Genomic DNA, 22,287 nt, shown 5'->3' with positions numbered 1-22,287 from the left:
ATTTCAACGATCTGTCGATGCGCGTCGAACAGTGCACTTTGGATAACACGGTAGCTGTCCAAGATGTACGTTCATCTCGCTGCCGGTTACCGCAGGCTGCCAACTTCGAGCCTGCACAGGCCCGTCTTCGGACCAGGCCAGTTCGCTACGCAGCAACACCCCGTCACCCGCTATTTGCGCTGGCATCAGGCGAAAGGTGAAATGCACAGGCAACGCCGTCACCCGGTAGCTGGCCTGAGCAATCATTCGCGGCTGCCCTTCGACCGGTGCGTAAAGACGCACACTGACATAGGCCGGGCGCGTGACAGGGGACGGCATGCGCACCTCACCTCTGACTTCAATCTTCGCGATCGGCGCCGGCGACACACTGACACAACCAACCAGAGCCAAAGGAACACTGCATCGCAGCGCCCTGATCATGGCTGTCGAACCCGACGCCCATAAAGAACCGATGTGTCGCCATCCACCAATCGTTGCAGCACACGCTCACTCTGTTGATCGGTAGCCACCTTGGTTGCCAGCCAACGCCCCAATTCAGCCACACTGGCGACCCCTGCCTGACGGCTGGGCACTTGACTGAGCGAGCGCCCGGCAAAACTCCCGGACACCCGCGCCTCGTCCGTCTTGACCGCGGGCGAAATACCAACGCTGTCTATTTTCATAGCTCTGCTTAAACCCTCATACCGGCGGGTCTGGATTGCGCCTGAGCGGCACTGTCGTGTCCAGGCAGCAATTGCTGCCAGAATTCGGCGTGATCCAGCAGGTTGGCCAAGGTGGTTTCGAAGCGTAACAAGGTCAACTCGGTGGCCGGAATCTGGGCGTACAGCTGCACCAGTCCGGCTTCCTCGTCAAAACCAAAATGCAGGTCGAAGCGATACCAGCGACGGTTGAAACTAGCCAGTTGACGAAAAATCCCCTCGCCAAAGGTTTCAATCCCCGCCACATCGGCTTCCAAGACCAGCCGATCACGTCCGGGCAGCAATACCAGTGTCACGCCCAAGTGATCGTCAAACAGAAGGCTGGCAACCCCCTCTTCATCCAGCGACAAAGCAGGAAGGCCACTGCGACTGGCAAATTCGGCAAGTAGCTGATTGACCCTGATACTCAAATCCATGCATGTCTCCTCGAGCTAGGCGAATGCTAGCACCCGGCCATGCAGCGGTTTTGTCACTGACGGGCTTTTCTTTTAAGAAAAAAGCCACATCACTGCGGCTTTTTTCCTACAACCAAAATCAAATCAGGCTACGCCAGCGGCCGCTCGCCATGCCTGGTTGTGGTTCTGGGTGTACTGCGCAAGTAACTGCAGCATCTCCTTCATGAAGTTGGCGTTGTAGCTCAACTGGTCTTCGACCTTTTGCTTTTCGCTCTGGGCAATCGATGCGTTGACTTCATCTTCCTTGGCATTGGCCTGAACCGCCGTTTGCTCGACCTGCACCGAGTTATTGGACATCTGTCCAAGTGCCTGATTTACGCCGTTGATGCTTTGCAGCTTGGCATTGCGGTTATCAATGCGCTGCCCGGCCAGTTTGAGCGCACTGGTATCGGCTGCCTGATCCTTGGCCCAGATCTTGCCGACTTCGACACGATCGGCATCCGAGGTTTTACCCAATGCCTGCATCTCCGCGTCGATCCGTTCGTTGCGACCGGCGATGTTTTTCTCCAGGATTTTCTCCTGGCTGATCTCCTTGCCATTCTTGACCGCGCCGATGGCACCGGCAATCGCCGATACCACGGCCATCACCCCGGAAATCACCGCCATCGCAATCATCAACTTGGAGCCGCTGCGCATTTCATCCACCTGGGCTTGCTGCGCGTTGATAATCGAAGTGTTCTCGCTGTCCCGCTGAACGATGCCCAACTCGCGAGCCTTCTGCGCGATGCGAAACAACAGCACCATCAGCTCGACACTGCCATTGAGTTCACTGCTGACTTTGCCCAGGCCTTCGGGCTTGAACGTTTGACGCGGCTCGATCAGATCGACGCCCGAGCTCTTTTTCGCTTCACCGAGCGGCATCATGCCGGCGGCGTGAACGGTTTCGCTGCGCGCGGCGGATTGAGTTTTTTCCAGCGGCTGAGTATTGCCAACCTGACTCAGCCCGTGAGCGCCATAACCTGTTTCAATAATCATGATGTGCTCCTCAGATAGCCGCAGGACGGCTGGAAAGATTGTGCAGGCTGTCGCCCTTGGCATTGATCATCTGGAAAATCTGTTCCATGACCTGCAAAAAGGACTCGACCATGTGACTGAGCTCTTCCTTGAGCCTGTCCATGACGGCCTGGAACTGCGTGAGCTCGGAGCGCCCCTCCAGGACATCGGCCTGTTTGACGGCTGACTTGGCCTGAAACGCCGAGCTGGCGGTTTGCGCCGCACCGTTGGCGACATCCAGCGTCACATCGGAAATCTGCATGCCGAGTTTGGCGCCATGGGAAAGCGACTGACTGGCAACGTTGCCGAACTTGCTACCCAGATCCGCCACTTTGCCGGCGAGACTGGCAGTGAGCTCGGCGGCCTTGCCACCGATTTTTGCACCCACCTTGGCGACCGCCCCCACGGCAGCCCCCCCGAAACTGACTACCGCAGCGATCACGGCGATGGCGATTTCAATCCCCATCAGAGCCGGTCCGAGCTTTTCCATCACTTCTTTGCTGATCAATCCGTCCTTCGCTGCTTGTTGCACAGCCTGGGAGACGACACCCATTACACCACCGGCAATCATCAGTGCTCCGGCAGCCGCGCCAACGCCCGTTGCCACCAGGATCGCGCCAACGATGATCGAAGCAATGGCACTGATCCAGCCAAAGATCTTGCCGATCAGACCGGACTTCTGCGCTTCTTTAGCCGCCTCGGTCGCCTCCAGAATCTTCTTCTGGTTTTCTTCTATCTTCTGCAGGTTTTGCTCACGCGCCTGCTTGATCTCTTCGATCTTGAGCTTCTTCTGCGTGGACTCCTGTTCGCCGATCACTTTGGCCAACTCGATTTCGAAGTCCTCCACCGAGCTGAGGCGCGCCACACCCAGCCGAGAGGTTTCAGCGATAAAGCGCTGAGCCTGCACGCTGTCCGTGCGCACCGACTGCACCAGACGATTGACGTCCGCCCGAGAGCTGGCATCCAGACGCTGCTGACTGGCTGCCAGCGGCGCGGTCAATTGCACCCCTTGAGAATGGAGGGCCTGACGGCCATCCGCTTCGACCCTGGAGACCGCAAGCGCGTCCCCTCCTCGGTCATTGCGTGGACGGGCCACCGGGTCGTTCGATTGAACATCCCCGATGGCAATCGCAACGCGATCAAACGTTATCGGATTCATTGTGTTGATCCTTTCTCGCTAATACGGCTTCCAACATGGCGCCGGCACGCTCGGCCAAAACCGCGTGCGCCGACTGTGCCGAGGCCAAGGCCCGAGCCGAGTAGAAGCCACTCTCGGCTCCGTCGAGATCACCCATTTGCAGGTGACACTCGCCGGCATGAAACGGAAATCTGGGCTCGTTGATGTCAATCACCGCGCCGTAGCTGTAGCTCTGCAGTGCCAGCTCGAGCTGCCCCATGGACTGGCGACACGCACCCAGCCCGAGAAAGAAGCGAACGTCGTAATGATCGAGCATGCACAACGATTGAAAGATCTTGTGGGCGTCCTCCCACTTGCCGGCCTGGTATTGATTGAAGGCCAGTGAATAGAGCTGCTCCAGGCTGTCAGTGGAGATATTCCTGAGCATGGCCAGCGTGCCGCCGTCGCGCAGAAACGCCTCCAGTTCCTTCTCGGTATCCTCGGACACATCATGTTCTTGCTGGCTCATCAACCGTTCCTATATGGCATTTAAAATGTCGCGCATCACGCTGTCGTACTTCTGGACGAAGCGATTCAAGGCCTCGATCGCCGAGTTGTAGCGCGAGCTGACGTCGTTCAACAGCGTGGTTTTTTCACTGACTTTGTCATTGATCGGACGCGCACGATCGCCCACCGTCGTGGCGAAGTTGGCGATCGGATTGTTCTCTTTCTCGAACGCATACTTGTTCTGCAAGTCGCTGTCCTTCATCGCACCGCTTTCCTTGGGACTGCCCATGAGGAATGCCTTGATGCTCAGCGGATTGCCCGCGCTGTAAGTATTGAGTCCGGTGAGCAACTTGTATTCCGAGCTGGCCTGCCAGGTCTTGTCGTCCGGGTAGCCATACAAGGTGCGATCGAACAGGTTGAGCCCCGGCTCGATCTGGATCTCCTGCTTGGCCGCCAGCTTCGCGTTGATCTGCGACTGAATCTTGCTGAAGATGTTGAGCTCGGCAGTCAGCAATTTGAGGTCATCACGCAACGCCGTCCGTTTGCTATCCTGGTTCACCAGCACTTCGCCATAGACGTCCCGCACGTCATCGTCGATGCGGTCACCGGTCAGCCCGAAATGTGCCTTGGCGAGGAACTCTTTTACTGGCCACGGTTGCCCCGGCGAGGCATCGGCGTACTGGCTGATCAGTTGCTTGACCGACTCGACCCCGGATTTGACCTGTAGCTCATACAATCCGCCGCTGGCGCTCGGATCAGGCGGCAGAAAATACGCCAGCAGCTTTTCGACCTGGGCGGGCGACAAGGTCTGAGCGTCATGCGTGAAGGTGATATTGCGGCTTGCGATCAGCGCCTGAAGCGCTGCCAGCGCCTCGGAATCGCTGCCGCGCAATTGATCCTCGGGCACGGTCTGCAATTGATTGAGAAAGCCCGACAGGTCTTGCTGGTAGTGTTTGATTTGCATAGGCAGCTCCTTACACCTGAAGTCCACGCATCGAAGCGGGTCGGCGCAGTCGTTTTCCTTCTTCGGCAACGGGTGGGCGGTTGGCCCGCATCCGCTGCACTTCCTTTAACAGCTCTTGCTCTGCCGCCTGCACCAGCGGCTTGTCAGGTGATTGAAAAAGCTGATCACGGATCTCGTCGGGCAGCCCCAAGCCTTGCCACATTTCGCTGAGCAAACGCGCGCGATGCTCGCTGTCTTCAATCGCCAGAGCGGAGGCCTGAACGGTTGCAGCGTAGGTTTCGTCAGACATGTCCATGATTCCTATAGTAGGGGCAGGGCATCCGGCTTCCTGTCAGGTACGGTCGATTTTTTGTCGTTTTCGCATTGATTGCAGCGAGCACACGCGGCCAGCCTGTAACTCGAACCAGCCGGCTTGCGGCTCGGCGGCGCCCGTCCAGCGACGATAGAAACGCTCCATCCGCTGGCCCTCCAGCGGACTTCCGGCCATCGCATCTACCTTGCCGTACAAACCGGCCTGCGGCCCGAGAACCGCGAGTACCGCTTCAGCCAGTACATAAAGCGCAGCAAAGGAATTGCCCAGACCGAGGCGTCCGTCGACGCGGCGCAGCATGACAATCCAGACCCGCGAACCTTCGCAGCGCCAGGCCAGCTCACAGCCGCCATGCACGAATCGCCAACCCAGCGACAACGAGCTCTGGCGCAGAAAATGCGGCTGAATGTCATAGCCTTTCGCTTGCAGCCAGTGCGTCAATGGATCGCCGTTCATAACGAAACCCGCCCCAAGGGCTGAATGTTGATCTGCTGGGTCAGCTCCTGATACGAGAGCACCGGCAGGCCGTAGTAATCGCCTTCAATCAACTTGCGCACGTAGCGGCGGATGTCCATCGACACCACCAGCACCGGTTTGGTCTGCATTTGCGAGAGGTCGCCGACGGTCAGCCGGACTTGTTCGAGAAAGGACTGGGTGACCGCCGGGTCCAACGCCAGATAGCTGCCGGCACTGGTCTGGCGGATGCCACCACGAATCTGCTCCTCCACCAGCTGGTCGAGCAGATAGGCCGGCAGGATGTTATTGCCGCTCGAATATTTGTAGCAGATGTAGCGTTTGAGACTGCTGCGAATGTATTCGGTGAGTTGCACCACATCCTTCTCTTTTTGCCCCCACTCGACCATGGCTTCGAGAATCGCCCGCAGGTTGCGGATCGAAATGTCCTCGCCGACCAGGCGCTGGAGAATCTCGGTCATGCGTTGCAACGGAATGATGCGTTGGGCTTCTTTCACCAGTTCCGAATAGCTGTGCTCCATCTGCTCCAGCAGGTAACGGGTTTCCTGGATGCCGATAAAGTCTTCGGCGTACTCGCGCAGCACGTGGGACAGGTGCCAGGTCAGCACCTGATCCATGCTCAGAAAGGCGCAACCGGATCGCTCCAGCCGTCCCTCGTGCTCGGCGTCGACCCACAACGTCGGCTGGCCCGGCAACACCGGTTCGCCTTCTTCAAACGGCACGCCGATCAGCTCCAACTGACTGGCCCGTTCCTGCACCAGCAACCGCGCGCTGCGCAGACGCCCACGGGCCACTGGCACTTCTTGCAGCTGAATCAGGTATTCGCCGTCTTTCAAACCGTCATTGAAGCGCAGGTGGATACCCGGAAACGGCACGCCAAAGTCCAGATAAAGCGCACGCCGCACCCGCACCAGCTCATCGTTGAGGGCAAATGCTTCGAGTTCCTGCTGCATGCTCGCGTCGACATCGATCAGCAACGGCACGGTCATGGCGAACTCTTCCTTGTCGGCCAACCGCGAGCTTTTCGGTTTGCTGCCCGAGGGCTTGGGTTTGGGCCTGGCCGACGACGCGGCGCCCGCACCTTGCGCCAATAGCGTCGGCAAGTCTCTGGGGTTGTTCTCGGCCGCCTCGCCGCGTTGACGCAACAGCATGAAATAGCCGCCACCCCCCACTACGGCCGCCAACACCATGAAGGTGATCGTCGGGAAGCCGGGGATAAGGCCGAACAACACCAGCAGCACACCACCAATCAGTAACGCCTTGGGCTGCGCCACGACCTGACCGCCGATGTCATTGCCCAGATCCGAGGCGCCATCGGACGAATCCCGGGTCACGATGATCCCGGCCGTGATCGCGATCAACAGGGCCGGTACCTGGCTGACCATGCCATCGCCAATGGTCAGCACCGAATACAGTTGCAGGGCGTCGCCGGCGCTCATGCCCTTTTGGGTCACGCCGATGGTGATGCCCGCCAGAATATTGATGAAGATGATGATCAGGCCGGCAATCGCATCGCCCTTGACGAACTTCATCGCGCCATCCATCGAGCCGAACATCTGGCTCTCGCGCTCGATCACCGCACGCCGGTCCCGCGCTTCGTTGACGTCGATGACACCGGCGCGCATGTCGCCGTCGATACTCATCTGCTTGCCGGGCATGGCGTCGAGGGAGAACCGCGCACTCACTTCGGCCACGCGCTCGGCACCTTTGGTGATCACCAGAAACTGCACGATGGTGATGATCAGGAAGATGATGCAACCGACCACCAAATTGCCGCCCACCACGAAATTGCCAAAGGTGTAGACGATCTGGCCGGCGTCGGCTTCCAGCAAAATCATGCGGGTGGTGCTGACCGACAAGGCAAGCCGAAACAGCGTAGTGATCAACAACACCGCCGGGAATACCGAAAATTGCAACGGCGAACTGACGTAGACCGACATCATCATCAACACCACCGACACGGTGATGTTGATCGCAATCAGGATGTCGAGCAGAAACGGCGGCAGCGGCAGGATCATCATGAACACCACGGCCAGCAGCATCACAGCCAGCATGATGTCCTGACGATCGCCTACCTTCCTGAGGAAATCAGACAGCGCGTTCATGGGACTCTCGCAGACTCAGAAACCGTTCGTGAGCGACGCGTGCATCGGCGATGCGCCCCTGTAACTGGCACGCGCGGCTGACACAACCCCACAGCGCCAGATCATCCTCGCCATCGGCCAGTAACTGATCGCATTGACGCTCAGCCAAGACACCTTCCTCCAGTTGCAACAACGCCACCACCAACGCACGACGCGCCTGGCAATGAGCCGGATCGACCACCAGCAGAGCTTCCAGAAATATTCGCGCACGGCCTGGCTGGCCGCATTGCAGCTGCAACCAGCCGAGCAACAGCAGCAGGTTTTGCTGTACCGGTTTCAACATCATGGGGGTCATACCTTGTGCAGCAGATGGAGAGCCATCTGCAGCAAGTACTCGTCTTCGTTGCGCGCTTGCAGCAGCGCCAATGCCGCCTGCAACTCGGGCACATCGGATGAGCGAACCTGCTGCTCGAGGTCTTTCAGGGCGTGGCGAAATGCCTGGGGCCGCAGCAGCTCGTCAAAGCCTTCCGTGGGGCAGGCAAACGCCAGCAGCCGCCGCCCGGCAAGATCTGCCGGGTACAAATTATCGAGGTGGGTCTCGATCGAACGACCATCGGGCGGCAGCACATAACGCTCGGGCAAGGCGGCGGTGCGATGGTGCTCGCCGACCTCGGTCAGCTGTTCGATGCCAATGTGCGGCGCGCTGATCCGACTCACGGTTCAAGCACCGCGCGGCGCGCCGAACTCAGGGTCCGCAACGCCTGATGCAGCACCGGGGCGGTGACGCGCCGCTCATCCAGAGTAATCAGCAATAACAGGCGATCGCTCGCCCACGCACACCGCAGCGGCAATGCCGGCCCGGTGCGGCTGAACGTCAACGCCAGCGCGCGAACCGCGCCCTGATGAACCTGATGCCACGCCAGATCCACCGCCAGCCAGAGCGTCAGCTTGCGGTCGTGCTGCTCCAGTTGCAGCGTGCCGCTTTCCTCGAACTCCAGCTGAATCAGCGCGCCTGCCGGAGCGGGCACGGCCACCCCAAGGTCCTGGCAAAACTGGGCCAGCGCCTGGTCAATCCAGTGCATGTCGTTTACTCACTGTGCCTGCCATTCGTCTTCTTCCTGATCGATGGCCAGGTCCAGCGCCAGCTGGCAGGCATTGAGCAGGTTCTGACGCTGCTCCTCATCGCTAAAAATTTCTGTCGGGATCAGACGGATCAGGCGCTTGATCTCGCGAAAGAAATGAATCCGGCGCGCCGCGTCGTTGATTGCCAGCGGCGCGATCAGACGCTGCACGTCCTGCACACTCGCCCAGCGTTTGTCGATCAACTTGATCAGCCCCCCCATAAGGTCAGAAGGCCCGTATGCCATGGACTCGTTCCCCCGTTACCAGCGCTTGCCAGAGTGCATTGACCTGGTCCGACAACCCCTTCAGCACCCGCAACTTGTGCATGTCGCTCATTACCCGTTCGAGCTTGATCGGGTCGATCCACGCCTGCTGACTATCAAGGTCGGCACTCAACGCCTTCATCAAAAATCCGGTCACGCCTTCCAGCGCGCTATTGCTGAACCGCGCATGAATGTCGTCCCACGCCGCACTCAGGCCGCGATAATCCATGACCGCATCGCGGTAGGTGTCTCGCAGTGACTGGATGTCTCCAATCCCCTGCTCTGCCGCCTCCTTCGCCAACGGCCCGATCTTTAAGCCAAGCTCGATGGCGCGGCCCCGTTCCTGGGCCATCTCCAGCAGCGCCTGATCAATCAGCTCGACTATCGCCCAGGCGTCGGTCTTGTCGGCCAGCTCTTTGCGCGCAAAGGTCAGGGCAACAAACTGATGACTGATCTCTCGAGAAAACCCCTTGAGGTACGCCTTGAGCTGCGCAAGGTTGTTCAACTGGCCACTGCCGAGGTGCGCGACGAGGGCGTCGAGTTTTTGTTGCGACTCAAGGTCCGGGACTTTCCTGAGGTGCTCTTCGAGCATTTCGAGGATTTCACTGAGCCGCGCATGGCCGTCGCTGACGCTACGCTTGGCCAACGACTTTTCAACTCGCTCGGAGAGCGCGAAGGTCAGCTCTTCAGCGGCGTCAGCCATCGACTGGCTGATGGAAACGTAATGCACACGTTCGCCCTGGAAGCTGCCGGTCGGCCGGCTTTCACGCGCAATACCCGTCTCGGTCTGTCGATCCGGCAGCGACGCCGCAGGGACGACACTCTGAATAATGGCCATAGGAGTACTCGCTTGCAGGCAACGGAGATGTGGGGCCATTGTAGAAATTCGTCCGCCGAGGGCTCTGCCAAAATCAGTCGCATTTTTTTAGGCCTTGCGCCAACCAATTTCTAAAAACTTGCGACCGGCACTGAAATTACCGCAGCGAGCCTTTATTTATAGTGGCGGCCAGTCCCACTCCCAAGCCGACCATGCACCTCTCACTCGAACACATCACCGGCCAGATGCAGCAGGCCATCGATAAAGGTCGGCTGATTCAAATTCGCGGCCGGGTCACCCAGGTCACCGGCACACTGCTCAAAGCGGTGGTCCCGGGTGTGCGCGTGGGCGAACTATGCCAATTGCGCAACCCGGATCAGTCGCTGTCGCTGATGGCCGAAGTCATCGGCTTTCAGCAGCATCAAGCGCTCTTGACTCCGCTGGGTGAAATGCTCGGCATTTCCTCGAACACTGAAGTCAGCCCAACCGGCACCATGCATCAGGTTGGTGTTGGCGATCACCTGCTGGGCCAGGTACTCGACGGCCTCGGCCAGCCGCTCAACGGCAGCAGCCTCGCTGAGCCCGCAGCCTGGTACCCGGTTTACCGCGACGCGCCGGACCCCATGAGCCGCAAGCTGATCGAGCGGCCGATTTCCCTTGGCGTGCGCACCATCGACGGCCTGCTGACGTGCGGTGAAGGTCAGCGCATGGGCATTTTCGCGGCGGCCGGTGGGGGTAAAAGCACGCTGCTGGCCACTTTGATGCGCAGCGCTGACGTCGACGTCATCGTCCTCGCGCTGGTCGGTGAGCGAGGCCGGGAAGTACGCGAATTCATCGAGTCCGACCTCGGTGAGCAAGGGCTCAAACGCTCGGTGCTGGTGGTTGCCACCTCGGACCGTCCAGCAATGGAGCGGGCCAAGGCGGGGTTTGTCGCCACCACGATTGCCGAGTATTTCCGCGATCAGGGTAAACGCGTGCTGCTGCTGATGGATTCGGTCACCCGATTTGCCAGAGCCCAGCGCGAGATCGGCCTGGCTGCGGGCGAACCACCGACCCGGCGCGGCTATCCGCCCTCGGTATTCGCCGCCTTGCCGCGATTGATGGAGCGCGCCGGCCAGTCGGACAAAGGTTCGATTACCGCGCTGTATACCGTGCTGGTCGAAGGCGACGACATGACCGAACCCGTGGCGGACGAGACCCGCTCGATTCTCGACGGGCACATCATCCTCTCGCGCAAGCTGGCCGCGTCCAACCACTACCCGGCCATTGATGTACTGCGTTCGGTCAGCCGGGTGATGAACCAGATCGTGACCGCTGAACACCGTAAAGGCGCCAACCAGTTGCGCGAATGGCTGGCCCGCTACGAAGAGGTCGAGTTGCTGATCAAGATTGGCGAGTACCAGAAAGGCCAGGACCCTGTGGCTGATCGGGCCATCGAAAAAATGGACGGTATCCGGGCCTGGTTACGTCAGGGCACCCACGAGCCCAGTGATTTGCCGCACTGTCTTGAACAACTTGCGAGTCTGACCCGATGACATTACCCACCCTGCTGCGCATCAAGAGCTTGCGCGTCGAGCGCGCGGAACAGGCGCTGCAACGCCAGGAGCGGCAGGTCGCCGAGGCACACCGTAGCCATCAGTCCGCAATCGCCGAACACCAGCAATACCGAGAGTGGCGCCAGGCGCAAGAGCACCAATTGTTCGAACGCTGCAAGGCCAAGCTCATGAACCGCAAGGCGCTTGAACAATGGCAGCAACAGGTTGCCCTGCTGCGAGAAAAGGAAGCAACACTGGAACAGCGCATTGCCGAGCACGCAGAAAATCTGAGCCAGGAACGCGAACGCCTGCGCCTGAGCCGACGTCGCTTGCAGGAAGCTCAGCAGCAGGTGGAAAAATTCACCGAATTGACCCGCCATGCCCTCGCCGAGGAACGGCTGTTGCTTGAGTTCAAAGAAGAACAGGAGCTCGAAGAGTTCCGTCGTGTCGAGGCCGTTTCATGAGCAGAACTTCTCCACCGGACTTCCCACAGGATGTCTTTACGCGCACACCGGCACCGGCACGGGTTGCAGCCGACCAGAGCCGTCAGGCTGAATTCGAACGGGCACTCAACCATAAACCTGACGCGAACGAGAAACGTCGGGCCGAAGCTTTGCGCAAGTCCGATAGTCGTGAACCGGGCAAAACGCCTGCGAATGCATCGCGCGTTCCGGAAGATGGTTCCCGGCACGTCACAGAGACCGCAAACCACAGACGAAAATCGCTCACCGGCCCTGAGTCAGATCCAGGCACGCCGGATGAGCGCGCTGAAAAGGACGGAGCCGGCGCGCAACCGGAGCCTGGAGCAGAACCCACGCCATCGCCCACAGGCGCGCATCAGCAACCCGCGCTTGCGAGCGAACGTCCCGTGCCTGCCACAGGCCCGCGCGAAAACACCCCGGTGACCGCGAAGAACCCCGAACCGGGTCTGCCCGTTCCGCTCGGTGGCCCTGCACTCGGGGTCGTCGCAGAAACGGCCTCTGACCAGCACAATTCTTCTGGCGAGCAAGAGCAACAGCCCCCCCTGAATACACTGATCGAAGAGCCGGCACCTGTTGCCGTGACGACTCAGACACCGGGTGACAAGCTGCTGGCTCGCTTGCTCCAAGGCGCCGAGCCGCCTGCACTGGGCAAAGACCTCGACAAACTGATGCAGACCCTGCAACTGCACATCCATGCCGGCGTGACCCGCGATGGCAGCACCACGTTATTGCAGGTGAACCTGGCGCAACTGGGACAGATCGATGTCCAGCTCGCCCATTCGCATGGGCACCTGCACGTTGAAATCCAGGCCAGCCCCGGCAGCTTGCTGCAACTTCAACTCGCCCGTGGCGATCTGATGGAGCGCCTGCAACGGCTCAACCCCGGACAACCGATCCAGCTGACCTTCAACCAGCATCAACAGGGCAGCGATCAGGGCTCGCGCCAGCGTCGGCATGTGCAGGACGAGTGGGAGCCAGACACATGAGCAGCCTGAAACTGCCGCGCGTTGAAGCTTGCGCACTGGCCTTGCAACAGAAAGTCAGTCGTTGTCGCACGCGCTACCCGCTCGCGGACGGCGAAGCCCGGCTGACGTTCCTGCCGCAGCCCGACGCGCTGGATGTGCGGCTCAATGTTCACTGGCAAGGTCTGGCCCTGAGCTGGCGCTGTCACAGTGCAAGCCTGGCCGGATGGCTTGAACCCCACTTGCAGGAAGCCGCGTTCAGCAGCCTGCCACCGCCGCTGCAATTAGCATTGCTGGAGCTGGAAAGTGCGGTGCTGCCGGGGCTCATCTGGAAAAGCATCGAACCGTGTCGACCCGAATCCGGCACGAACACACCGACGCTGGCGTTGACGCTGTCACGTGGCGCGCAGCGTCTGGTGATCTGGCTTGAGGGTGCCCCCGACGCGTTGCTTGCGTGCATGCCCGCGCGCCCATTGGCAGAGCTGACGGCAATTGCCTTGCGACTCTCGCTGCAATGGGGCCCGGTTTGCCTCCTCCCGGCGCAACTGCATTCACTGGCCACCGGTGATCTCCTGTTGCTGCCAGCGCGCCACGACGCCGCCAGCCCCTTACTCGGCGTCGTCGAAGACCGCCCATGGGCACGATTTCGCCACCACGATTCTCAACTGGAACTGCTCGCCATGCACACCGAAGCGCCCGTCGAAACCCCACAGGATCTGGCCAGCCTGGATCAACTCCCGGTCCAGGTCAGCTTCGAAGTGGGCCGTCAGACCCTCGACCTGCAGACCCTCGCCACCCTGCAACCAGGTTCGTTGATCGACCTGGCCGCACCGCTCGACGGCGAGGTGCGAATCCTCGTCAACCAGCGCTGCCTGGGCGTGGGTGAGCTGGTGAATATTCAGGATCGTCTCGGTGTGCGCATCACCCGCCTGTTGCAGGATCAGCCCGCATGATTCAACTGCCTGACGAGCTCAGCCTGATTTTCGGATTGGCGCTGCTGGCATTGCTGCCGTTCATTGCGGTCATGGCCACCTCATTCATCAAGATGACCGTGGTCTTCTCATTGCTGCGCAACGCCTTGGGCGTGCAGCAGATTCCGCCAAATATGGCCATGTATGGCTTGGCAATCATCTTGAGTCTGTACGTGATGGCCCCCATCGGTTTCGCCACCCGCGACTACTTGCGCACGCATGACGTCAGCCTCAGCAATACCGCATCGGTGGAACAATTTCTGGACGAAGGCATGGAGCCGTATCGGGCCTTTTTGAAGAAGCAGATTAATGCCCGTGAACACGCCTTTTTCGTCGACGGCACCCGCCAGGTCTGGCCCAGCGAGTACGCGGACCGCCTGGAACCCGACAGTCTGCTGATCCTGCTGCCGGCATTCACCGTCAGCGAACTGAGCCGCGCCTTCGAAATCGGCTTTCTGATTTACCTGCCGTTCATTGCAATCGACCTGATCATCTCCAACATCCTGCTGGCGATGGGGATGATGATGGTTTCGCCGATGACCATTTCCTTGCCGTTCAAGTTGCTGCTGTTCGTCCTGCTGGACGGCTGGGCGCGGCTGACCCACGGTCTCGTGATCAGTTACGGGGGCTGAGGGTGAACAACGCCGAAATCCTTCACTTCACCAGCCAGAGCCTGTGGCTGGTGCTGATTCTGTCGATGCCCACCGTGCTCATGGCCGCTGCCGTCGGCACGCTGGTGTCGCTGGTGCAGGCGCTGACGCAGATCCAGGAACAAACCCTGGGCTTTGTCGCCAAACTGATTGCCGTGGTGATCACCCTGTTTGTCACGGCCGGCTGGATGGGCAATGAACTGTATGCCTTTGCCGAACTGACGTTGCTCAAGATCCCCCTCGTGCGATGAGCATTCAGGATCTGCAACAACTGCTGCTGGCCTACACCCTGCTGCTGCCCAGAATCATCAGCTGTTTTGTGGTCATGCCGATTCTCAGCAAGCAGATGCTCGGTGGCGGCCTGGTGCGTAATGGCGTCGCCTGTTCGTTGGCGCTGTTTGCCTACCCGACCGTCGCCGGTACGTTGCCGATGACGCTCGACGGTATCGATCTGGCCATGCTGATCGGCAAAGAAGTGTTGCTTGGCCTGCTGATCGGCTTCGTCGCGACGATCCCGTTCTGGGCCATCGAGGCCACCGGTTTCATCATTGATAACCAACGCGGCGCCTCCATTGCCTCGACGCTCAACCCGACACTGGGCAGCCAGACCAGCCCCACCGGCCTGTTGCTGACACAAACCCTGATCACGCTGTTTTTCACCGGTGGTGCGTTCCTGACCTTGATCGGCGCGCTGTACCAGAGCTATGTCAGTTGGCCGGTGGCAACCTTCTTCCCGTACATCGGTAGTCAGTGGGTGGACTTTTTCTACGCTCAGTTCGGGCAACTGTTACGCCTGTGTCTGTTGCTCGCAGCGCCCCTGCTGATCGCCATGTTCCTCGCTGAATTCGGCCTGGCCCTGATCAGCCGCTTCGCGCCGTCGTTGAACGTGTTCATCCTCGCCATGCCGATCAAAAGCATCGTCGCCAGTCTGCTGTTGGTGATTTACCTGAACGTATTGATGGATCACGCCTACGACAGCCTGCTGATCGCCATCGACCCACTGCGCCAACTGCGCCCGGTACTGGAGACGCCATGAGCGCTGAAAAAACCGAACAGCCCACGCCGAAGAAACTTCGCGATGCACGAACCAAAGGCCAGGTCGTCAAGAGTCGGGAAGTGGTGTCCACCGCGCTGATCCTTGCATTGATCGCCACACTTATCGGCTTTTCCGAATACTACATGGAGCACCTCGGGCAACTGATGCTGATGCCCGAGACGTACCTGAATCTACCTTTTGGACTGGCCTTGAAGTTGATGGTGGAAAACCTGTTCCAGGAGATGATCTACCTCTGCCTGCCACTGTTGGTCGTCGCGGCAGTGGTGGTAATCGCCGCGCATGTGGCGCAGTACGGCTTCCTGCTCAGTGGCGAATCGATCATGCCCGATTTGCAGAAGATCAACCCGGTGGAAGGCGCCAAGAAGATCTTCTCGATCCGCAGCCTGGTGGATTTTCTCAAGTCGCTGTTCAAAGTGGCGTTACTGTCGATATTGGTCTGGACGATTCTGGCCGACAACCTCGATACCCTGGTCCGCCTGCCCGGCTGCGGCCTGACCTGCATTGCACCCGTGATCGGTCTGCTGCTTGAAGACTTGCTGGTGGTCTGCGGCGTGGGCTTCATCGTGATCTCGGCGCTCGACTATGCCTTCGAGCGTTACCAGCACACCAAGCAATTGCGCATGAGCAAGGATGAGGTCAAACGCGAATACAAAGAAATGGAAGGCAGCCCGGAAATCAAAAGCAAACGGCGTCAGTTTCACCAGGAGTTGCAGTCGAGCAACCTGCGCGCCGACGTCAAACGTTCTTCGGTGATCGTCGCCAACCCCACCCACATTGCAGTTGGTATCCGCTACGTGAAGGGCGAGACACCGCTGCCGGTCGTCACCTTGAAACACACCGAAGCACTGGCCCTGCAAGTGCGGCGAATTGCCGAGGAAGAAGGCATTCCGGTGTTGCACCGCGTGCCGTTGGCCCGAGCGTTGTACCAGGATGGCCATGTTGACCAATACATCCCGGCCGAGCTGATTCAGACCACAGCCGAAGTATTGCGCTGGCTCGACAGTCAACAACAGACACCGCCATCGGAGCTGTAACACGCCTGCGCCACCCGTTTTTTTTACGGCAGGCGGAAACGGCACGCCGATCCTGCGGTCAACGCAGACCGGCGTTAACGCCTCGCAGGATGTATCTCCCGCGTAAAACCACGCATCAAAGCTGTGCCCGCCATTGCGGGCAAACTTCTCACGCTCCCATCCAAAGGACCCCGGATGCTTGAACTTGTCGCCGCATTCATCTGCCTCACCACCCTCCTCACCTTCGTCAATTTTCGCTTCATTGGCCTGCCGCCGACCATCGGCGTGATGGTCACCGCGCTGCTGTTTTCGCTACTGCTGCAAGGCTTGAGCCTGCTCGGCTACCCCGGCCTCGAAGAACGCGTGCAGCAACTGATCGGCCAGATCGACTTCGGTGATCTGCTGATGAACTGGATGCTCTCGTTCCTGCTGTTCGCAGGCGCCTTGCACGTCAACCTGAACGACCTGCGCAGCTATCGCTGGCCCATCGGCCTGCTGGCGACCTTCGGTGTATTGATTGCCACTGCGGTGATCGGCAGCCTGGCCTACTACATTTTTGCCCTGTTCGGCTGGCACGTGAGTTTCCTCTACTGCCTGTTGTTCGGCGCACTGATCTCGCCGACCGACCCGATCGCGGTGCTCGGCGTGCTGCGGACCGCCAACGCCTCGAAGCCGCTGAAAACCACCATCGTTGGCGAGTCGCTGTTCAACGATGGCACCGCGGTTGTGGTGTTTACCGTGTTGCTGGGCATTGCCCAACTCGGCGAAACACCCACCGTCGGCGCCACGGCCATGCTGTTCGCTCACGAGGCCATCGGCGGTGTGCTGTTCGGTGGTCTGATCGGCTATCTGGTGTACCTGATGATCAAGAGCATCGAGCAGCACCAGATCGAAGTGATGCTGACCCTGGCGCTGGTGATCGGCGGTTCGGCAATGGCTTCCGAGCTGCACGTTTCGGCGCCGATTGCGATGGTGGTTGCCGGCCTGATCATCGGCAACCTGGGGCGCAACCTGGCGATGAACGACATGACGCGCAAATACCTCGACGGCTTCTGGGAACTGCTCGATGACATGCTCAATGCGCTGCTGTTTGCGTTGATCGGCATGGAACTGTTGCTACTGCCGTTCAATTGGCTGCACGTCGCGGCGGCCAGTTTGCTGGCGGTGGCAATCCTGCTCTCGCGCCTGCTCACCGTGGCGCCGGCCATCGTCCTGCTGCGTCGCTGGCGTACGGTGCCGAGCGGCACCATCCGGATTCTGACCTGGGGCGGTTTGCGCGGTGGCGTCTCGGTGGCACTGGCGCTGGCCCTGCCACTGGGCCCGGAACGCGATCTGCTGCTGAGCATCACTTACATCGTGGTGCTGTCGTCGATCCTGTTGCAGGGCCTGACCATCGGCAAGCTGGTCAAGCACGCGACTCGCAACGAGCCCGCGACGGTCAGTGAACCCGCGCACCACTGATCATTTTTTGATCTGCTGCGGATCGGGCTCTTGCGCCTGATCCGCAGACTCCTTCGGTTTGCCGCTTTCGCTGCGAATCTGCGCATGGCTGATCAAGGCGAAGATGAAACTGCCGCCGATGATATTCCCCGCCAATGTCGGCCCGGCAAATACCATCCAGAAATCACTCCACGGCAACTCGCCGGCAAACACCAGATAAGACACCTCCGCCGAACCCACCACGATATGGGTGAAATCGCCGAGCGCCATCAGGTACGTGATGAGGATGATGATCCACATCTTCGCGCTTTCCATGGACGGGATCATCCAGACCATGGTGGCGATCATCCAGCCGGACACGATGCCCTTGGCGAACATCTGGCTGGCGTGGTTTTCCATGACTTTGCGGCCGATTTCGAGGAAGGCGTGATCCGTCTTGGTGTCGAAGATCGGCAATTCCAGCATCACGTACGCCACCAGAATCGTGCCGCACAGATTGCCAAACAGCACCACGGTCCAAAGGCGAACAAGCCGGCCGACATTGAGCAGGGTCGGTTTGGTCATCACTGGCAGCACGGCAGTCAGGGTGTTTTCGGTGAACAGTTGCTGGCGGGCGAGAATCACCGCGAGAAAGCCTGCGCAGTAGCCGAAACTGGCAATCACCTTGAATTCGTCGCCGTCGGGCAACCGCGAAGTGAGCAGCCCCATGCCCATCAGCGACAAGCCCATGGTCAACCCGGCTGCCAGTGCCGACCACCACAGCGCAGCAATGCTGCGCTCCAGTTCCTGATCGCCTTGGGTGCGGATGATTTCATGCAGCACCGCCGCGCGGGGCGGCTGGCTTTTCTCGACTTCGTGTTTTTCTTCGGTCGAGAGGTCGGGGGTCTTGCCGTCTGTCGGGGTGGTCATGGCGTGGGAACCGGTGGGGGTGGTGTTTACCTACGACTCCCGCGGCTCACGACTGTTCAGTGGCCAGATAAAGATTCGGTGGCTGCACAACCGCATTCGCGAGCAAGCCCGCTCCCACAGGGGAACGCATTCCAAATGTGGGAGCGAGCCTGCTCGCGAAGAGGCCAACGCCGATATCAGTTAGTGAGCGATTCATCTTCCTTGAACTGGTCTTTGACATACCTGATCTCGGTGCGCCCGTGCGGGGCCGGCAAGCCGTCTTCGCCGAGGTTGACGAAAACCATTTTTTCGACGGTGAGAATGCTCTTGCGGGTGATCTTGTTGCGCACTTCACAGGTCAGGGTGATCGAGGTGCGGCCAAACTCGGTGGCGGTGATACCCAGTTCGATGATGTCGCCCTGGCGCGAGGCGCTGACGAAGTTGATTTCGGAGATGTACTTGGTCACCACGCGCTGATTGCCCAACTGGACGATGGCGTAGATCGCCGCTTCTTCGTCGATCCAGCGCAGCAGGCTGCCGCCGAACAGGGTGCCGTTGGGGTTCAGGTCTTCGGGTTTTACCCATTTGCGGGTGTGGAAATTCATCTTCACTCCTGAGTGTCTTGCCCAATGATGGACGCTATCTTGGCAGACTGAGCGGTCATGCTCCATGCGGCTTCTACTATGGTCGCCATTAGCGATCTTCATTTGGCCGACAGAAACCCTTTGGAAGATCAGTTTAGACGGCTATAATCGCCCCCGTTTCAAAACGGTCATCTTCAATTGATACCGTTTTCCCGCCACCTGTCCGAGGGGCGCTGCAGCAGGTTCAACCTGTCAGGCTCGGATGGGGCGTTGACTGGCTCAGGCCGGACACTAAACGCACAACGGCGCCCATTCGCATACATTACGAATGGAGGCTCTTCATGAGCGCTGTTATCACGCCTGCAGATTTTAACGATTACAAAGTTGCCGACATGTCCCTGGCTGCCTGGGGCCGTCGCGAAACCATCATCGCCGAATCGGAAATGCCGGCCCTGATGGGTCTGCGTCGCAAGTACTCCGGCGAACAGCCGTTGAAAGGCGCCAAGATCCTCGGCTGCATCCACATGACCATTCAGACTGCCGTGCTGATCGAAACCCTGGTTGCCCTGGGTGCCGAAGTGCGCTGGTCGTCCTGCAACATTTTCTCGACTCAGGATCAGGCCGCTGCCGCTATCGCTGCTGCCGGTATCCCGGTTTTCGCCTGGAAAGGCGAGACTGAAGAAGAGTACGAGTGGTGCCTGGAGCAGACCATCCTCAAAGATGGCCAGCCATGGGACGCCAACATGATCCTCGACGACGGCGGCGACCTGACTCAGCTGCTGCACGACAAGTACCCACAAGTACTGGATCGCGTTCACGGCGTGACCGAAGAAACCACCACCGGCGTACACCGCCTGCTGGACATGCTGGCCAAGGGCGAGCTGAAAATCCCGGCCATCAACGTCAACGACTCGGTGACCAAGTCCAAGAACGACAACAAGTACGGCTGCCGTCACAGCCTGAACGATGCGATCAAGCGCGGTACCGACCACCTGCTGTCCGGCAAGCAAGCGCTGGTCATCGGCTACGGTGATGTGGGCAAGGGCTCGGCTCAGTCCCTTCGTCAGGAAGGCATGATCGTCAAGGTTTCCGAAGTTGACCCGATCTGCGCCATGCAAGCCTGCATGGACGGTTTCGAACTGGTTTCGCCGTTCATCGACGGTATCAACAACGGCACCGAAGCAAGCATCGACAAAGCGCTGCTGGGCAAGATCGACCTGATCGTGACCACCACCGGTAACGTCAATGTTTGCGACGCGAACATGCTCAAAGCCCTGAAAAAGCGCGCTGTTGTCTGCAACATCGGTCACTTTGACAACGAAATCGACACCGCTTTCATGCGCAAGAACTGGGCATGGGAAGAAGTGAAGCCACAGGTACACAAGATCCACCGTACCGGCCCGGGCGCGTTCGACGCTCAGAACGACGACTACCTGATCCTGCTGGCCGAAGGCCGTCTGGTTAACCTGGGTAACGCCACTGGCCACCCAAGCCGCATCATGGACGGTTCGTTCGCCAACCAGGTTCTGGCACAGATCTTCCTGTTCGGCCAGAAGTACGCCGACCTGTCGCCAGCCCAGAAAGCCGAGCGCCTGACCGTTGAAGTACTGCCGAAGAAACTCGACGAAGAAGTGGCCCTGGAAATGGTTCGCGGCTTCGGCGGCGTGGTCACTCAACTGACCAAGCAACAGGCTGACTACATCGGCGTGACCGTCGAAGGGCCGTTCAAGCCGCACGCTTACCGCTACTAACAGGCGCTTGCTCGCTCTCCCTGTGGGAGCGAGCCTGCTCCGGGCGGCGATCCGACGAAGGCGGTTTATCATTCAGTATCCGCGTTGTCTGACCCAGCGCTTTCGCGAGCAGGCTCGCTCCCACAAGGGATTGCAGCGCCTCGAAGGTTCTTGTTTCCAAGGGTATGACCATGTCCCAAGACCGTCGCTACAGCTTCGAGTTCTTCCCGACCAAGACCGATGCTGGGCATGAAAAGCTGCTCAACGTTGCCCGTCAGTTGGCAACGTACAATCCCGATTTCTTCTCCTGCACCTATGGCGCTGGTGGTTCGACCCGTGATCGCACCCTCAACACCGTTCTGCAACTGGAAAGCGAAGTCAAAGTACCGGCCGCACCGCACCTGTCGTGCGTCGGCGACAGCAAGGACGACCTGCGCGGCCTGCTGAACGAGTACAAGGCTGCCGGCATCAAGCGCATCGTTGCCCTGCGTGGCGACCTGCCTTCCGGCATGGGCATGACCAGTGGTGAGCTGCGTCACGCCAATGAACTGGTTGAATTCATTCGCGAAGAAACCGGCGATCATTTCCACATCGAAGTTGCTGCTTACCCGGAGATGCATCCGCAAGCACGCAATTACGAAGACGATCTCGCCAACTTCGTGCGCAAGGCCCGCTCCGGCGCCGACAGTGCGATCACTCAGTACTTCTTCAACGCCGACAGCTACTTCTACTTCGTCGACCGTTTGCAGGCGCAGGGTGTGGATCTGCCGATCGTGCCGGGGATCATGCCGATCACCAACTACAGCAAACTCGCGCGTTTCTCCGATGCCTGCGGTGCGGAAATTCCGCGCTGGATCCGCAAGCAACTGGAAGCCTACGGCGATGACACGCAAAGCATTCAGCGCTTTGGCGAGCAAGTCGTCAGCGAGATGTGCGAACGCCTGCTACAAGGCGGCGCACCAGGGCTGCACTTCTATTCCATGAACCAGGCCGAACCTAGCCTGGCGATCTGGAATAACCTGAAGTTGCCGCGCTGAAGCAGCTACAAGCTTCAAGCTGAAAGCTACAAGCCAGATCAAAAGATCGCAGCCTTCGGCAGCTCCTACATTGGGATTTAGTTCACCCTGCAGGAGCTGCCGAAGGCTGCGATCTTTTGCTTTTAAAGGCCCGA

Annotated in this window: 28 protein-coding genes and 1 riboswitch; of the genes, 11 read left to right on the top strand and 17 right to left on the bottom strand. The window is 59.5% G+C overall.

Annotated elements, in window-relative coordinates; all coding sequences use genetic code 11:
- Positions 1–3 precede the first annotated feature (3 nt).
- From ATI02_RS18145 to sctW, 15 genes are all read right to left on the bottom strand, one after another.
- The gene (locus tag ATI02_RS18145; RefSeq protein WP_100846971.1) at positions 4–420 is read right to left on the bottom strand and encodes a YscW family type III secretion system pilotin; all 417 of its coding nucleotides are present in this window, start codon (positions 418–420) and stop codon (positions 4–6) included.
- Positions 417–662, bottom strand: a complete 246-nt coding sequence (locus ATI02_RS18140; RefSeq protein WP_100846970.1) for a T3SS regulon translocated regulator ExsE family protein — start codon at positions 660–662, stop codon at positions 417–419. Before ATI02_RS18140 ends, ATI02_RS18145 begins: the two co-directional genes overlap by 4 nt.
- Positions 663–670: 8 nt before the next feature.
- Positions 671–1,114 carry a type III secretion system chaperone gene (locus ATI02_RS18135; RefSeq protein ID WP_095187048.1) on the bottom strand — a complete coding sequence of 148 codons (444 nt, stop codon included), beginning with the start codon at positions 1,112–1,114 and terminating at the stop codon, positions 671–673.
- A 123-nt stretch (positions 1,115–1,237) separates the two neighbouring features.
- The gene (locus ATI02_RS18130) at positions 1,238–2,128 is read right to left on the bottom strand and encodes a YopD family type III secretion system translocon subunit (RefSeq protein WP_100846969.1); all 891 of its coding nucleotides are present in this window, start codon (positions 2,126–2,128) and stop codon (positions 1,238–1,240) included.
- A gap of 10 nt (positions 2,129–2,138) precedes the next feature.
- On the bottom strand, positions 2,139–3,305 hold the full coding sequence (sctE, locus tag ATI02_RS18125; RefSeq protein ID WP_100846968.1) for a type III secretion system translocon subunit SseC family protein: 1,167 nt from the start codon (positions 3,303–3,305) through the stop codon (positions 2,139–2,141).
- The gene (locus tag ATI02_RS18120) at positions 3,286–3,792 is read right to left on the bottom strand and encodes a SycD/LcrH family type III secretion system chaperone (RefSeq protein ID WP_100846967.1); all 507 of its coding nucleotides are present in this window, start codon (positions 3,790–3,792) and stop codon (positions 3,286–3,288) included. Before ATI02_RS18120 ends, sctE begins: the two co-directional genes overlap by 20 nt.
- Positions 3,793–3,801: 9 nt before the next feature.
- Entirely contained in the window at positions 3,802–4,734 is a 933-nt protein-coding gene (locus tag ATI02_RS18115) for a virulence-associated V antigen (RefSeq protein WP_100846966.1), read from the bottom strand.
- Positions 4,735–4,744: 10 nt separating this feature from the next.
- Entirely contained in the window at positions 4,745–5,023 is a 279-nt protein-coding gene (locus ATI02_RS18110; protein ID WP_100848473.1) for an LcrG family type III secretion system chaperone, read from the bottom strand.
- Between the two features lie 42 nt (positions 5,024–5,065).
- Positions 5,066–5,500: an LcrR family type III secretion system chaperone gene (locus tag ATI02_RS18105; protein ID WP_100846965.1), complete on the bottom strand. Its 435-nt coding sequence runs from the start codon at positions 5,498–5,500 to the stop codon at positions 5,066–5,068.
- Positions 5,497–7,623: a type III secretion system export apparatus subunit SctV gene (gene sctV, locus ATI02_RS18100; RefSeq protein ID WP_095187041.1), complete on the bottom strand. Its 2,127-nt coding sequence runs from the start codon at positions 7,621–7,623 to the stop codon at positions 5,497–5,499. Before sctV ends, ATI02_RS18105 begins: the two co-directional genes overlap by 4 nt.
- Complete coding sequence (gene sctY, locus ATI02_RS18095; protein WP_095187040.1) at positions 7,607–7,948, bottom strand: type III secretion apparatus assembly chaperone SctY; 342 nt, start codon at positions 7,946–7,948, stop codon at positions 7,607–7,609. The genes sctV and sctY overlap by 17 nt, the downstream gene beginning before the upstream one ends.
- A 5-nt stretch (positions 7,949–7,953) precedes the next feature.
- Complete coding sequence (gene sctX, locus ATI02_RS18090; RefSeq protein WP_095187039.1) at positions 7,954–8,319, bottom strand: type III secretion apparatus assembly protein SctX; 366 nt, start codon at positions 8,317–8,319, stop codon at positions 7,954–7,956.
- Positions 8,316–8,684: a type III secretion chaperone SycN gene (gene sycN, locus ATI02_RS18085; RefSeq protein ID WP_095187038.1), complete on the bottom strand. Its 369-nt coding sequence runs from the start codon at positions 8,682–8,684 to the stop codon at positions 8,316–8,318. Before sycN ends, sctX begins: the two co-directional genes overlap by 4 nt.
- Before the next feature lie 9 nt (positions 8,685–8,693).
- Entirely contained in the window at positions 8,694–8,969 is a 276-nt protein-coding gene (locus ATI02_RS18080) for a TyeA family type III secretion system gatekeeper subunit (protein WP_095187037.1), read from the bottom strand.
- A complete protein-coding gene (sctW, locus tag ATI02_RS18075) occupies positions 8,950–9,825 on the bottom strand; it encodes a type III secretion system gatekeeper subunit SctW (protein WP_100846964.1) in 876 nt (291 codons plus the stop codon). Before sctW ends, ATI02_RS18080 begins: the two co-directional genes overlap by 20 nt.
- A 191-nt stretch (positions 9,826–10,016) precedes the next feature.
- On the opposite strand from sctW, the gene sctN reads away from it, so the two are divergent.
- The 9 genes from sctN to ATI02_RS18030 all read left to right on the top strand — a co-directional run bounded on the left by sctN (position 10,017) and on the right by ATI02_RS18030 (position 17,935).
- The gene (gene sctN / locus ATI02_RS18070) at positions 10,017–11,339 is read left to right on the top strand and encodes a type III secretion system ATPase SctN (RefSeq protein WP_095187035.1); all 1,323 of its coding nucleotides are present in this window, start codon (positions 10,017–10,019) and stop codon (positions 11,337–11,339) included.
- Positions 11,336–11,803: a type III secretion system stalk subunit SctO gene (gene sctO, locus ATI02_RS18065; RefSeq protein WP_100846963.1), complete on the top strand. Its 468-nt coding sequence runs from the start codon at positions 11,336–11,338 to the stop codon at positions 11,801–11,803. Before sctN ends, sctO begins: the two co-directional genes overlap by 4 nt.
- Positions 11,804–12,207: 404 nt before the next feature.
- Entirely contained in the window at positions 12,208–12,807 is a 600-nt protein-coding gene (locus tag ATI02_RS32395; RefSeq protein WP_170947192.1) for a type III secretion system needle length determinant, read from the top strand.
- The gene (gene sctQ, locus ATI02_RS18055) at positions 12,804–13,736 is read left to right on the top strand and encodes a type III secretion system cytoplasmic ring protein SctQ (RefSeq protein WP_095187032.1); all 933 of its coding nucleotides are present in this window, start codon (positions 12,804–12,806) and stop codon (positions 13,734–13,736) included. The genes ATI02_RS32395 and sctQ overlap by 4 nt, the downstream gene beginning before the upstream one ends.
- Positions 13,733–14,386, top strand: coding sequence for a type III secretion system export apparatus subunit SctR (gene sctR, locus ATI02_RS18050; RefSeq protein WP_095187031.1), 654 nt, complete (start codon positions 13,733–13,735; stop codon positions 14,384–14,386). The genes sctQ and sctR overlap by 4 nt, the downstream gene beginning before the upstream one ends.
- A 2-nt stretch (positions 14,387–14,388) precedes the next feature.
- Positions 14,389–14,655 carry a type III secretion system export apparatus subunit SctS gene (gene sctS, locus ATI02_RS18045; RefSeq protein ID WP_095187030.1) on the top strand — a complete coding sequence of 89 codons (267 nt, stop codon included), beginning with the start codon at positions 14,389–14,391 and terminating at the stop codon, positions 14,653–14,655.
- Positions 14,652–15,440, top strand: coding sequence for a type III secretion system export apparatus subunit SctT (sctT, locus tag ATI02_RS18040; protein WP_095187029.1), 789 nt, complete (start codon positions 14,652–14,654; stop codon positions 15,438–15,440). The genes sctS and sctT overlap by 4 nt, the downstream gene beginning before the upstream one ends.
- Positions 15,437–16,495 carry a type III secretion system export apparatus subunit SctU gene (gene sctU, locus ATI02_RS18035; RefSeq protein ID WP_095187028.1) on the top strand — a complete coding sequence of 353 codons (1,059 nt, stop codon included), beginning with the start codon at positions 15,437–15,439 and terminating at the stop codon, positions 16,493–16,495. The genes sctT and sctU overlap by 4 nt, the downstream gene beginning before the upstream one ends.
- A gap of 174 nt (positions 16,496–16,669) precedes the next feature.
- Positions 16,670–17,935, top strand: a complete 1,266-nt coding sequence (locus ATI02_RS18030) for a cation:proton antiporter (RefSeq protein WP_100846961.1) — start codon at positions 16,670–16,672, stop codon at positions 17,933–17,935.
- Here the strand turns inward: ATI02_RS18030 and ATI02_RS18025 are convergent, their stop codons facing one another.
- Positions 17,936–18,823 (bottom strand): formate/nitrite transporter family protein, encoded by an 888-nt coding sequence (locus ATI02_RS18025; protein ID WP_100846960.1) that lies wholly within the window; start codon positions 18,821–18,823, stop codon positions 17,936–17,938.
- A gap of 176 nt (positions 18,824–18,999) precedes the next feature.
- Positions 19,000–19,407, bottom strand: a complete 408-nt coding sequence (locus tag ATI02_RS18020) for an acyl-CoA thioesterase (protein ID WP_095187025.1) — start codon at positions 19,405–19,407, stop codon at positions 19,000–19,002.
- A gap of 198 nt (positions 19,408–19,605) precedes the next feature.
- Positions 19,606–19,704: riboswitch (S-adenosyl-L-homocysteine riboswitch) on the top strand.
- A 23-nt stretch (positions 19,705–19,727) separates the two neighbouring features.
- Here ATI02_RS18020 and ahcY point away from each other — a divergent pair.
- On the top strand, positions 19,728–21,137 hold the full coding sequence (gene ahcY, locus ATI02_RS18015) for an adenosylhomocysteinase (protein WP_007913721.1): 1,410 nt from the start codon (positions 19,728–19,730) through the stop codon (positions 21,135–21,137).
- A gap of 170 nt (positions 21,138–21,307) precedes the next feature.
- Positions 21,308–22,153, top strand: coding sequence for a methylenetetrahydrofolate reductase [NAD(P)H] (metF, locus tag ATI02_RS18010; RefSeq protein WP_095187140.1), 846 nt, complete (start codon positions 21,308–21,310; stop codon positions 22,151–22,153).
- Positions 22,154–22,287: the final 134 nt, after the last annotated feature.

The sequence above is a fragment of the Pseudomonas baetica genome, from assembly GCF_002813455.1.
Lineage (GTDB): Bacteria > Pseudomonadota > Gammaproteobacteria > Pseudomonadales > Pseudomonadaceae > Aquipseudomonas > Aquipseudomonas baetica.
This window is presented reverse-complemented; position numbering and strand designations above follow the sequence as displayed.